The 13146-nt window shown below is 48.2% G+C and carries 12 protein-coding genes; 4 read left to right on the top strand and 8 right to left on the bottom strand.

Annotated elements, in window-relative coordinates:
- Positions 1-157 precede the first annotated feature (157 nt).
- Complete coding sequence (locus tag J0895_RS04120) at positions 158-937, top strand: MBL fold metallo-hydrolase (protein ID WP_207086855.1); 780 nt, start codon at positions 158-160, stop codon at positions 935-937.
- 161 nt (positions 938-1098) lie between these two features.
- Here J0895_RS04120 and J0895_RS04125 read toward each other — a convergent pair whose 3' ends face one another.
- The 5 genes from J0895_RS04125 to J0895_RS04145 all read right to left on the bottom strand — a co-directional run bounded on the left by J0895_RS04125 (position 1099) and on the right by J0895_RS04145 (position 7302).
- The gene (locus tag J0895_RS04125; RefSeq protein ID WP_207086856.1) at positions 1099-1698 is read right to left on the bottom strand and encodes a gamma-glutamylcyclotransferase; all 600 of its coding nucleotides are present in this window, start codon (positions 1696-1698) and stop codon (positions 1099-1101) included.
- Positions 1699-1830: 132 nt separating this feature from the next.
- Positions 1831-3123, bottom strand: coding sequence for a PD40 domain-containing protein (locus tag J0895_RS04130; RefSeq protein ID WP_207086857.1), 1293 nt, complete (start codon positions 3121-3123; stop codon positions 1831-1833).
- 446 nt (positions 3124-3569) lie between these two features.
- On the bottom strand, positions 3570-4589 hold the full coding sequence (locus tag J0895_RS04135; RefSeq protein WP_207086858.1) for a hypothetical protein: 1020 nt from the start codon (positions 4587-4589) through the stop codon (positions 3570-3572).
- 740 nt (positions 4590-5329) lie between these two features.
- Positions 5330-6514, bottom strand: a complete 1185-nt coding sequence (locus tag J0895_RS04140; protein ID WP_207086859.1) for a hypothetical protein — start codon at positions 6512-6514, stop codon at positions 5330-5332.
- A gap of 281 nt (positions 6515-6795) precedes the next feature.
- Positions 6796-7302, bottom strand: a complete 507-nt coding sequence (locus J0895_RS04145; RefSeq protein WP_207086860.1) for a dual specificity protein phosphatase family protein — start codon at positions 7300-7302, stop codon at positions 6796-6798.
- A 115-nt stretch (positions 7303-7417) separates the two neighbouring features.
- Here J0895_RS04145 and egtC point away from each other — a divergent pair, with 115 nt between their 5' ends.
- From egtC to egtD, 3 genes are all read left to right on the top strand, one after another.
- Complete coding sequence (egtC, locus tag J0895_RS04150) at positions 7418-8224, top strand: ergothioneine biosynthesis protein EgtC (protein WP_207086861.1); 807 nt, start codon at positions 7418-7420, stop codon at positions 8222-8224.
- On the top strand, positions 8199-9479 hold the full coding sequence (locus J0895_RS04155) for an SUMF1/EgtB/PvdO family nonheme iron enzyme (protein WP_242541038.1): 1281 nt from the start codon (positions 8199-8201) through the stop codon (positions 9477-9479). The genes egtC and J0895_RS04155 overlap by 26 nt, the downstream gene beginning before the upstream one ends.
- Before the next feature lie 209 nt (positions 9480-9688).
- The gene (gene egtD, locus J0895_RS04160; protein ID WP_207086862.1) at positions 9689-10750 is read left to right on the top strand and encodes an L-histidine N(alpha)-methyltransferase; all 1062 of its coding nucleotides are present in this window, start codon (positions 9689-9691) and stop codon (positions 10748-10750) included.
- A gap of 76 nt (positions 10751-10826) precedes the next feature.
- On the opposite strand, the gene J0895_RS04165 is transcribed toward egtD, so the two are convergent.
- From J0895_RS04165 to J0895_RS04175, 3 genes are all read right to left on the bottom strand, one after another.
- Positions 10827-11225: a hypothetical protein gene (locus J0895_RS04165; RefSeq protein WP_207086863.1), complete on the bottom strand. Its 399-nt coding sequence runs from the start codon at positions 11223-11225 to the stop codon at positions 10827-10829.
- Positions 11226-11265: 40 nt separating this feature from the next.
- The gene (locus J0895_RS04170) at positions 11266-12147 is read right to left on the bottom strand and encodes an ABC transporter permease (protein ID WP_207086864.1); all 882 of its coding nucleotides are present in this window, start codon (positions 12145-12147) and stop codon (positions 11266-11268) included.
- Between the two features lie 66 nt (positions 12148-12213).
- Positions 12214-13146, bottom strand: a 933-nt coding sequence (locus tag J0895_RS04175) for an ABC transporter ATP-binding protein (protein ID WP_207086865.1), incomplete at its 5' end; no start/stop codon positions are given.

Raw genomic sequence — 13146 nt, forward strand, 5'->3', positions numbered from 1 at the left:
AATCGAAGATTGGATAGACCAACTGCCTAACCCCACAGAACAAGACTCTGCCCATTAACATGGGCGCGAAAGGGTTCGCTACATCCCACGCTTAAAAGACGTGGGTTTTGCTCCCCTCTCGAACTCTCCCGCTCTATAAGATAAGATTGTTCGGATTATGTATTTGACTTGGTTAGACAGTAATTCGTGGCTGATTGAATTAGCCTCTAAGCGGATCCTACTTGACCCGTGGCTGGTGGGTCCATTGGTATTTGGGAACCAGCCTTGGTTGTTCAAAAGCGATCGCCGCTTCGTGCGCCCCATCCCGGACAATATCGATCTGATTTTACTGTCCCAGGGTTTGGAAGACCATGCCCATCCGCCCACTTTAAAACAACTTGATCGCGATATTCCGGTTGTTGCTTCGGTGAATGCCGCCAAGATAGTCCAGGAGTTGAATTATACTCAAATCACCCCCCTAGCGCATGGGGAAAGTTTTTCCCTGGACAATCTGGAAATTAAGGCGATTCCCGGTTCACCCATTGGACCTTTTTTGGTGGAAAATGCTTATATTCTCCGGGATTTAGAAACGGGTACGAGTCTCTATTATGAACCCCACGGTTCTCATTCTCCGACTCTGAAAAATGAAGGACCAATTGATGTGGCGATCGCCCCAATTGTTGATTTATCCCTGCCACTTGTCGGGTCAATTATTAAAGGGAAAGAAAGTGCTTTAGAACTGGCTAAAATGCTGCAACCCCAAGTTATGTTACCCACAGCAGCCGGAGGGGATGTGATATTTGAGGGGCTGTTAATGTCTTTGATTCGTGCCCAAGGAACGATTGAAGATTTTCGCTCTTTGTTGGCAAAGCACCAGATTTCCACTCGGGCGATCAACCCCAAACCGGGCGATCGCTTCGAGGTTCCATTAGAACAGCGCACGGCCCAAGTGAGTTGAACTCCTGGGTTTGTGTCCGATATGGTAGAGATTGAAAATACCCTAATTTATCACCCGTTTTCGTGACAGAAAACGGGTTTTTTGAGGGGTAGAATGGGGCAAAATATTGAGCGATTTAGATGAGAAATTTCGGCAAGTTTACCTCAAAACAAGCGCTGTTTTCATCCGGGTAATTGGGTATAAACTGAGGCACTTTTGAGCGGTGTATTCTGACCGGGACGGGTTTGCAACTGATGCATATAGTTGAATAGATGCCAGCAGTAAGATTCCGGGAGTCCGCAGGTGACGGCCCCGCGTAAGACAACCTGAAAATACCAGTCGTTGGGGGGGAGTTCTTCCGAGAGTTTATGGGCTACGGTATAAGTGCGAACATTCTGGTAAACTTGATCACCCGAGGAGATTTCGATCGCCTCGCGATGATAGCCTTTTTCTCGTTCATCCAGGCGATCGGACAGTCGCCAAGGGAGTTGATAGAGAACTCCTTCTACGAAGGCGGTGGGGTCTTTGACGACATCGAGAACGCCGCAATTTCGCAAGGTTGAATACCCAGAAAATTGCAGTCGATAGCCTTTGAGAGTGGCAGGACCGATCGCATAGTGATGGGTGGTTTCTCCCAGCGATCGTTTTAAATCTACCGGACACATACAAGAGCCATAGGCGAAATAGTAAAAGGTTTCGCCGGGAGATTCTAATCGGGCCGACCTTTTGCTCAGGGAAGGTAAGGTCTGCAAACCCTGTAAATGTCGAGGCTGAAGGCTCATTTTTTGGCTAACCAGTTGCTAGGTATGAAAGGAATTCTATCAAAGGCTTGAAGAAAAAAACAGCTTATTCCGACCGGAGAACCGTAGATTCAAGAAATCTTTAAAATTGTCCCGGGACTCAGAGGGTGGAGCCTACAAGTCAACCGCCATCAGCAGGGTGCTGAACGTCTGAGTTTGGACATCTTCCAGGGGAACAACCAGGCGGTCTCCGGCCCACTCTAGCTTGCGTTCCGTGGCAAAGAGTCGTTTACCCGGAGGCAGGGAAACGCGCTGAGTGATTTGTCGTGGCAAGTCATAAACCCAGAGGGTGTGACCGCCTTGAACATCACTGAGGACCGCCACCACGCGATCGCTTTGTTCTGAGAAATCTGGACGGATGCTAGACAACCGTTCAATGGGCGTTTCTTCAAATAGGAGTTGGCTTTCTCCGGTATCTGCTGAAAAGGCGTAGAGTTTAGCAAAGCTGCTTGTGGAGTTTTCCCCCGAGGGTCGGCTGGCATAGAGCACCGTCTTGTAATCATCGCTCAGGGCCAGGAATTCGAGATATTCACCCTGTAATAAAACTTCCTTATCTCCCGTAGTGGGGGAGATAGCGACCAATGAATTCGGCAATTGGCTATACTCCCAAGCCAAAATTTGACCCTGGGCTGTCCATCCGAAAATCCGATATTTATCCCCAGTGCTGCCTAGGGCTTTAGTTGCTTTGCCCGTAGCTACATCCAAGACCCAAACGCTCATATCGGAACCGGATCCCAAGGTTTCCCGATTCGAGGTAAAGGCAATCATCCGACCATCGGGGGACCAATTGGGATCAGAAGCCCAGTAGAGAATTTTCACCCCCGCCTCGCACTCGGATTCCTGGCAATTGGGAGGTGGGGGCGTTGGGGGTAATGCCCTAGTTTTAGCGATGGTCTCCTGTAGCGCCTGATGATTGCCGATCGCCTTCACGGACAGGGTGTTCTTATTCAGCAGATATAAGCCCCCCAGGTTAAATTGAGGTTGAAACAACAGCACCGAGGGTTCTTGGGGATTCTGCCAGAATTCTGGGGAGGGATGCTGGGGATCGGGAATCCAGCGTTGGGTTCCGGCCCAATTGAAGCCCAACAGATGTAACAGGTTGGATTCCCCTGTCACCGAATCCGGATATTCAATTTGCTTACGGGTGGCCTCAATGCGGCGCTTCTTCCCATTCAGGTCGATTTCCAGAATTTCGGCAGAAAAGTCGGGATTGGGGTCGCGTCGAGGGGAGGGCAAACTGACGAAGACGGCTTCGCGATCGGCTTCTGCGATCAACCGCACCGGCTGATCAACCCTGAGATCTCTGGATGAACCCGACCCTAAGTTTTGACATCCTGCAAGACTCAAACCCGTGAGGCCCAAGAGTAAATAGCAGGTGGCGATCGACAGGTTTTTGGGCAATAACATGGCAAAATCCTCCTGGAGTTTGATTCCCTGGACAAGGAAAGCGCTTCCTCGCATATTGAGCCACCGAGACAGGATGCGAAGGAAAGCGCTTCTTTCTGTGTAGAGTACCCTAGTTTAAAAGGTAAAGCGGCTTGGAGCAAAGGCAGCTTGATCCGGGAACTCCCCAAAAATGAAATCCCCCCTTTTGATAGGTAGATTAGCACTATTTGAGGACCTTTCTCCGAGTCTGGGAACCTGTTTTCCGGGAGTTTCCTAGGTGATAATCCTGACAAATTTCCCCGGTTCCGGATGGGTTTAAATTTTAGGGAGATAGGCCCGCTTCCAGAGTAAATTCCGAGGGCAACGGGGTTGGGCGAGGTTTCCCTTTGCAGGGTTTAGCAGCCGGGATTAGGGTAAGAATTGACGGTTTAATGTTATAGATTCAGTCTGAATTAAGTTTTAAATATTTAATTTTTAGGGTCCCGATGTTCTGAAATTGAGGTTTCTAAGCCGAGGGTTTTGCCGGTGGCATCGGTGCGATAAACCCAGCGAGTGCCACCATTGGATAAGACGATTCGCCAGCCGTTGACCTTGTGGCGATCGCAGACGGCTTGGGAATTGAGCAATCCCAGGCAACTGTCTCTCCAGGTTTGGGGGCTATATTCTGCGAGTTCCAATTGATCCGGTGAAATCCCCACGGTTTTGATGAGGTCAGCTTTGACGAGGGTTGCTAACCCCGAGGGCAAAGGGGGCTGCTCTAAGGGAGGAAGGGTTGAAGATAAGATGGAATTGAATAGGATTACGTCCCCGGAGTGATCGACATGATAAACCAGGCGTTCATTTCCAGCGGCGATCGCAATCTGCCAACCGGGGGCGGTCCCCACATCACACTTTTGCCCAGATACATCTACCTCTAGACAGAGATTCGGCCAATCCTGGACCTGAATTTGGGTAATGCTGAGGTCGGCAATATCCAACCCGGAACGACGGGCGGAGGCTTCTAAGACTGCATTGGCAACTTCTGAGGGGAGATAGCTAACCGGCACATCGGGGGTTTCCAGTTGCAGGGTATGTCCCTGGGGATCGCTGCGATACACCCAGCGATCGGAGACGACAACCCGCCATTGCTCTAGGCTGGTATCGGTACAATCCACAGTGGGATCGGAGTTCTCCTGGCATTCAAGAGGCTGGGATTCCAGACTGTACTCCGTAATCGAGAGTTCAGAGGCGGGAATTCCCAGTTTGAGGGAAAGGTCTTGTTCAACCGCTTGGATCACTGCATCCGGGAGACGGATTGGGTCAATCGTTTGACGCAGGAGATTGCGCGTGTTGCGAACGAGTTGACCAGCGATCGCCATTGGATTGCTCACGGCACTCGCACTAGAAGTGACTTTGGGATGCCCTTCTAGGAGTAAGACACCTGTCAGCATGACGGCGAGTACCAGCGGGTTAGGCTGTTTTTTACGGCGTTGTTCGTCCTGGTTCATATAGCACTGCTCCGTTATCGGCGATGCCTAAATGCCTGTTGGAATTAATCCCGATTGCACGTTGCATCGTGGGGAAAGATCTCGATGGAGTTTCTGCGATCGGGCCAAATCTTAGATGTGCATTTAGACAACAACACCCGGGTTGCAGGTTCCGCAAATGCTCCTTCAATCGTCGGGGGGAGAGTTCCTGGATTATTTCACAACAGACCCCTAAATCTTTGATTTAGGGATGTAATCTAAGCAAACTTCAAATCACAAGTCTTACTCGCAACCTGCTCTTTTCCCTACAGGGATCTGAGTAATTGAATGGAATTATTGTTCGCTATTTTATCCGAACCCGCCACAATATTGATCAGGCGTTTATGTAAAACCCGCTACGGGTATATTTTAAACGGTAACAGGATATGTCCCATAAATCAAGACGGGCAGTGCGATCGCCCTAAAGAAGCAAATCGTTCTGCCCGGTTGTAGCCTAGGCTACCTGGATTCAATTTATCCCCGTTTAGCTCCCAGGGACCCTCTTCCATCTCGTTGTTCTAAGGCATTGATTCTGTCTGAAATAAGTCGGACAAAACACCTGGTTTTTGAACAACATTGAGGCGAATTAGTCACCCAATCCCAATAGAAACCGGGTTGCTAACTTCTCCTTTCTCCCTAGTTTTAAGTCACCCCAACTCCTCCTGAACCGCCTCATTTTTATCCCAATTCATCCGAATTGATTCCCTATCCTATAGGACCCTTTATCGTCCAATTTGACTCACGATGCGATTCCAGGATTGAATCACCGGCTGTAAATTTACAGGTAACTGTTCTTGGCTCATATCGGCATAGCGAATCGTACTCGAACGGCTAGAAAGGGTAACCGTTATATAGTCGGCACTTCCTCTAGACTGATATACATTCAAACCGTTATAGCGATCGAATTGCTGCTGGGAAAGCAACCGTCGAAACTCCTGCACTTGAAGGGGAGAAATCCGCGCCACTCGCCGCCCGGAATCATTGGCATTACCGGGTCCTTGTAAGACTTGCATCAATGTACCATTATTCATCAGTACCGTTTCATAAGTCTGTCCGGTAATTCCTCCACTCGAAATGGCCCGAAAGATGATTCCCCGGGTTAACGGACCGGGCATTTCGTGAGTTGGAATTTGGGAAGAATTCATGAGAGGCCGATTCGCCGCGTTTTGTAAACCAGCATTAGGACCCGATCGCGGTAAGCTGGACCGACCATCGTAAGCTTCAGATAAAATCACCGTGCGACCCGAATTATCGGTGCGATAAATCCACCGTTGACCCGCCGCGCGATCGCTGATGACAGTCACTTCCCACCCCTCAACCAGGGCTTGTGTACACATTGACCCGGCTTGAGGAACCCCCAGACAACCATCCGGCCAAGTCTGGCGTACCGCCTTCACAATCCGAAAGTTATTGATAGACATCCGCGCCCGACTGGAGACTGCTTGTAAGACAGCATCGGACACCGATCGCGGTAACTCCGTACTCGCCGCATTCTGTCCCGATTCTAACCGCACGGTTCGTCCCGTATCATCCGTGCGATACACCCACCGATTGTTATTTTCCGTGAGTACCATCCGCCATCCATCGGTTCGCACTTGAGAGCAGAATTCGTTCGGTCCAGACAAACCGAGACAGGAATCCGGCCAAGTTTGGCGGGTTGCTTCCGTAATCCGGATTTGTCGTTCGGGGATGTTTTGGCGGCGCGACAGGTCACTAATCACCGCACTTTGCACCGATCTCGGGACATTATCCAGATCCAACTGGCGATCGCCCTTAGCAATCAAAGTCGCCGACTCTACTGCTAACCCTTGGCGGCTTACTTCAGCAGCATTCAGTCCCCCTAAAGGGACAATTAATCCAATCAACCCCATTAACACTAACGAAAAAAGAATTTTTTCAGATTTCATAAAACATTGACTCCTGTTTTTGTTCTAATCAATAGCATAGACGCCAGATTCTAATCAAATGTTTACATATTTTTAGACCGCCAGAAAATAAGCGATTTAGAGGGAATTAAATCTCCATTGGGGGATTCATGAATCAGGGGGGATTGAGTATTTAATTCATCCCTAGATTCCATTCACTGATTTAGGACTAGCCCTGAATTGGTGGTAAATTTAATGACGAAAAATCATGATTTCACTTAGGGGCGCAATGCGCCCCTACAAATACACCTTGATAGGGCTAATCATTTAGGAGTGCTATATACCACGGTTTCTAATAACTGACGCTGGGCTTGATTTAACTTAATCCAGGGTCGTGCTTTCTTTAAAATCGCTTCTGCTTCCTGGGCATTTGTTGCCAATCCTCGGGCCATCAAAACCGCAGGGGCGACAGTGGCCGATCGCCCATGTCCAATCGCACAGTGGATGTAAACATTTCCCTGCCAATCCGCAATTTTTTGGACTAAGGCACGGAATTCTCCCTCACCGGGAACATGAGCATCTAAAGTGGGTAAACAAAGATAGTCTTTCCCCTCTAGCGCCTCTTTGGGTTCGGGAAACTCTGCGGTTAAATCCACCAACAAACTAATATCTGCGGGTAACTCGTCAACAAAAGCCCGTCTTCCCATCCACAAACCCGGGGCGATATAATTATAACAGTCTTCTTTCAAAAATCGGCGCTGTAGATGCCAAAATCCCCAACAAAATAACAGGTAAGGGAATAAAATGATAAATAAAACAATATACTTCATGGTTCTGTGTGGGTTGCCTGTCTTTACAAGAGTTTGCAGTCACCTGAGCAAAGTTTTTTCTTAACCCGAGACTAATTTGTTCTATAATTTTACAGAGTCAAATCAAAAATTTACTATGTGTCGTTTACTTGCCTACTTAGGCCGACCGATTCAACTCGATCGCCTACTTCTGAAACCCGAACATTCCCTGGTGGTGCAAAGCTATCAACCCCGAGAGATGACCTCCGGAGTCGTCAACGCTGATGGGTTTGGCATCGGATGGTATGATCCGGACCGGGACGTTAACCCCTTTACCTACAAAAATCTACTACCGATTTGGAATGATACGAACCTGCCGCATCTGAGTCGGTATATTGAAACCGGAACCTTTCTCGGATGTGTCCGCAGTGCAACCGCAGGACAGGATGTGACATTGAGCAATTGTCCGCCTTTTGGCGATCGCCGCATCCTCGCAGTTCACAATGGGTTTATCGAAAACTTCCGCAAAACCCTGTATCGTCCAATTCGCAACGAGCTGACGGATGATATTTATCAGCAAATTGGCGGGACGACGGACACAGAACATATTTTTGCCCTATTTCTATCCCTTCTAGATGTCACGGCAGATCATCACCGGCCACCTCATTCCACCCTCACTTCGGCATTGCACAGTACCTTAACCATTTTAACAGAACTTGCTAGACCCGAAGGGGTGAAATTTTCGGCGAATTTTATCATCACCGACGGACATCAATTGGTCGCCTCGCGCTTTGCCAATCAGACGGGTGCACCGACTTTGTACTGGTTACGGGATGATCCGAACTTTCCCGACTCGGTGATGATTGCCTCGGAACCTTTGTTCGAGGGAGACTGGAATAAATGTCCTGAAGAAAGTATGATTACGGTGGGGGAGAACCTTGACATCAATATCCATCAAATCTAAGGCGATCGCCTCTGGGGTAATCCGCGACCCTGGTGCAGTGAGAGAGGAATTGCGGGAATCGATGTATCAATGTCGCCTGGGTACCCTCAAGCTCTTTGAATCGATGGATGAGGGGACATTTCGCTGTCTAGTTCATCCCGATTTTAGTCCCGTAGGTTGGCACTTAGGACATATTGGATTTACGGAAGGATTATGGTTGCTGGAACGAGGTGCGGGAATGCCGCCCTTATTTCCCCAGTATCGGCAACTGATGGCACAGGATGGATTGCCGAAGCATCAACGAGTTGAGTTACCTCCGTTGCCGGAAATTCTGGATTATATTTCGGGGATGCGATCGCAGGTTTTCGAGTCTTTAAAAACCGCTAATCTGGAAAAACAAGAGCGAATTTGGCGGTTTATTCTTCAACATGAAAGTCAGCATACGGAAACCATCGCTTTTGTGTTGCAATTGCAGAAATTGGCGATGGGAAGACGAGACGAGGCGATCGGTCAGTCTCCAGAATTCGCAACTCAGGCCGTCCCCATTTCTGCCGGAGAGTTTGAGTTCGGAAATGATGGATTTGATGCCCTGGATAACGAGCAATCCCCCCAACGATTGTACCTACCCGATTACACAATTGACCCCTATCCGGTCACTTGTGAACAATATCGGCAATTTATACAATTTGGGGGATATCAAACTCGGGATTGGTGGTCTAGTGCTGGTTGGGACTGGTTACAAGGCGCACAAGTGACTCAACCGCTGTATTGGCGAAATGAACCGGCCTTTAATCATCATCCCGTCTGCGGAGTCAGTTACTATGAAGCGTCAGCGTATGCGAGATTTGTCGGGAAACGACTCCCCACGGAAGCGGAATGGGAAAAAGCTGCCTGTTGGGATCCGGTGACGCACACCCAGGGGATCTATCCTTGGGGGGATGAATTTCCTACGGGCGATCGCTGCAATCATGATAATCAACAAGCACAAACCACCCCGGTTAATCAGTATCCCCGAGGGGTTAGCGCCTACGGATGTTATGACATGATGGGAAATGTGTGGGAATGGACCTCTAGCTGGTTTGCCCCCTATCCTGGATTTAAACCCTATCCCTACCCCGGATACTCCCACACCTATTTTGACCAACAGCATCGAGTCTTACGCGGCAGCAGTTGGGCGACTCGTCCTTGGGCGATGCGCGGGAGTTTCCGCAACTGGTATCATCCTTGGATGCGACAGATTTTAGCAGGATTTCGCTGTGCTGGCGGAAGTGATTAATAGGAATTATGCAAACCTATCGGATTAATTAGAGTTCGCGATTAGTGAGGAAATTTATTCCTAAAGCAGGAACTTTTCCCCCTGGGTGTTCACAGATAATGAGACAATATAAAAACGGCGATCGCGATTCTATTCAGTCTCATAAGCAATGAGATAACTGATAGAACCGTGACCCGGATTTGTTTATGCCTCCACCCCAAAAAATACGGATGAAATTTGTAAAACCGTCTGATACCCCAGATTTAGCCACCCGGGTTGACTTTGAACCGGCTATTCTATCTAAACGCTTGCGGCTAGAACGATTAGTCTGTCCGACCCTTTCTTCCACAGAAATCGATAACGGTTCTGATGTAATTCAGGGGTTAACCCAGACGCAAAAAGCGCTTTCCCCCCGCTATTTTTATGACGATCGCGGTTCTCATTTATTTGAAAAAATTTGCGACTTACCCGAATATTACCCCACTCGGACTGAAGCCGCAATTTTACAGGATTGTTCGGCAGAAATTGCTCAAATTACGGGTTCAAGTGAAATCGTAGAACTCGGCAGTGGCAGTTCCACCAAAACTCGAATTCTGTTAGATGCCTACAAGAATCTGGGATATCCCCTGCGCTATCTGCCGATTGATGTCAGTGGCGGAATGTTAGAAAGTAGCGCCACCCAGTTACTTTTAGATTATCCCTCATTGCAGGTTCATGGTTTAGTTAGCACTTATGAATTAGCCCTAGCTAACTTGACTCCGGCGATTCTGCCCACCCGCACTCTTTGCTTTTTAGGCAGTACCTTGGGAAATTTGAACCTAGAAGAATGCGATCGCTTTTTTGCCGATATCGTTCAGGCATTAGAAGTGGGGGAATATTTCCTGTTAGGAATTGACCTGCATAAATCTCCGGCAATTTTAGAGCCTGCTTATAACGATGCTCAAGGGGTAACCGCAGAATTCAATCAAAATGTGCTGCATCATTTGAATTGGCGCTTTGATGGAAATTTTAAACCAGAACAGTTTGAACATTGGGCATTTTATAATCAAGCAGAACATCAAATTGAAATGCACTTGCGAAGTCAAAAAGCCCAAACCGTGCAACTGCGCGGTTTAGATTTTACGGTTAAATTTGAAGCAGAAGAAACCATCCTCACCGAAATTTCCCGCAAATTTGATTTAGATTCAATGGGGCAGTATTTGCAAAAACAAGGGTTGAACACAGTCAAAGTTTGGACCGACCCCAATCATTGGTTTGGCTTAGTCTTAGCCCAAGTGCAATCAACCTCCTAAATCCTCACTTCAAAGAATAAACGCCGATGGAACTAACTCCATCAGCGTTTATTACTGATTCCTAAACCGAACTCAGTTAACGGGTACTCCCAGGAGTTAAACCGTCCGCAGGTAGGGTTTCTTGTTCAGAGATTCCGGGTTCAGAATTGTGCAGCATTTCCAATTGTCGAGAACGGAAATCCGCTGCTGCATCATTGATGCTTTGCTGCTGCTGGAGATTGAATTCCTGCATACTGCGGGTGGTTCCGAATTGAGCGCGATGAATCAGATCCAATACATTCATCTGCTGCCCATCCCCGCTTGTCGATTCAAAGGGATTTTTTTGAAGCTGAATTTGGGGTTCTAGTAAATCACTGGCGCGGTTTGTTTCTTCTGCTGCGGCAGACTCGGGTAACATTAGGGCAGTCATGGCGATCGCCCCCAGGGTTCCGAGTGAAATTTGAGCAGTTGCTTTCAAAGTAAACTTCGATTTCATAGGTTTGTCAAGTGAACCATTGATGATACCGACCATTCTACTAAGCAAAAGTTCTCCGGAGTAGGGGTTGAATGCTCAATAATGCTAATGCCGCAAATCCGGCAAGGATTCCCAAGGCACCGCCAAAACTGACTTCTCCCCAAGGGGCCTGCATGACGATACTGCCGAGGGTCCAGTCAGAATGGAGGTACAAATAGCGAATCGGTTCGATCGCATAACTCAGGGGATTTAAGGTGGCAACAATTTGCAACCATTTCGGCATAAAGGAAAGCGGCGCTAAAGCGGTACTGGCAAACAATAGCGGCAAGTTAATCACAAAAATCACCGCCAACAGTTCGATATGTCCCGGTAAGGCAAAGGCTAATCCCAGACTTAATCCGGTGACGCCTAAAACCAGCAACAGGGTAATAAAGGCGATCGCCCCCAATCCCAATCCGCCCGGTAATCCAGCCCCCATAAAAGCCCCTGCCGCCACAATCACGGCAGTTTGAATCAAGCTCAACAGCAAAATATAAATCGCCGAAGCGACTACAATTGAAAACCGACTGGATAGGGGCGCAACCAGCAGGCGATTCAGAAATCCAAATTCGCGATCGAACATAATTGGCAATCCCGCATTTAATGCCCCAGAAAACGCGGTAAACACAATCACCCCCGCCCCTAAAAATTGGGCATAATTGACACTCTCGCCAAACATTCCTTGGGGAGCATTTTGAAACAATGCGCCGAATAGAATCAACCACATCAACGGCTGAATCACCCCGGCAATTAAGCTAGAAGGACGGCGTTTTAATTGAATAAACAGCCGTTTGGTCAGGGCCAAGGTTTCCTGAATAAATTCCCCGAGAGGGTTACCTGGAATAGTTTCAACCCTGGGATTACTTAAGGCTGTAGCTGGGTTTGGTGTAACGGTTTGACTCATAATCTGGTTGTTTATGGTTTTTTTTGCAGTTGAATTAGAAGGGTGAAAACCCAATGGTGAATGATGTTATCGCATATTTTGTTTGCGTTCCTTTTTCGGGTCCCGAGTTCCTGATGCGGCGATTTCCGCATCTAATAGAGTTCGACCCGTTGCCGTTAGATAAACATCATCTAAACTGGGTCGAGATTGGGCAATTCCGAAGGTGGGTAAACCGGCATCTCGTAAAGCTTGTTGAATGCTTAAGAGGGCATCACTTTGGGATTTCACCACCAAATTCAAGGAATTTCCTTGGGCATTGTTGATGATAATTTCTTCTACAAACGGCAGGGGTTCGAGTAGAGATTTGGCTTGTTGAGCCTCTTCTATTGGCGAGAATTCCCGGATGCGTAGGGTAATGCGATCGCCTCCGACTTTATCCTTTAAGGCAGAAGGGGTCCCGGTATCAATGACTTGACCGCGATCGATAATTGCTACGCGATCGGCCAAGGCATCAATTTCTTCCAGATAATGACTGGTAATCAATACCGTCGTCCCATTTTCACGCAACTGCCGCAGAAATCCCCATACCGCCATCCGAGTCTCAATATCTAATCCCACGGTGGGTTCATCCAAGACTAAAACATCCGGTTGGTGTAATAATCCTGCGGCCAAATCCAGACGCTTCTTGAGACCCCCGGAATATTTCCCCGTTTGGCGATCGGCCCACTCATCCAATCCCAATAAAGCTAGAACCGTCTTAATTCTATCTCTTGCCAAAGATTTGGGAATATGATATAATGCTGATTGCAATTCCAAGAGTTCGCGACCTGTGAGTACCTTATCTAAGGCCACTTCTTGGGCCACATAACCCAGCTTAGTGCGGGCCAATTTAGGATTTACAACCACATCAATGCCAGAAACCTCCAGACGACCGGCATCGGGAGTAACCAGACTGCATAAACAGCGAATGGTGGTGGTTTTGCCTGAACCATTGGGACCCAACAGCCCGAAGATTTCACC

It is taken from the genome of Phormidium pseudopriestleyi FRX01 (assembly GCF_017313335.1).
Taxonomy (GTDB): Bacteria; Cyanobacteriota; Cyanobacteriia; order Cyanobacteriales; family Laspinemataceae; genus Laspinema; species Laspinema pseudopriestleyi.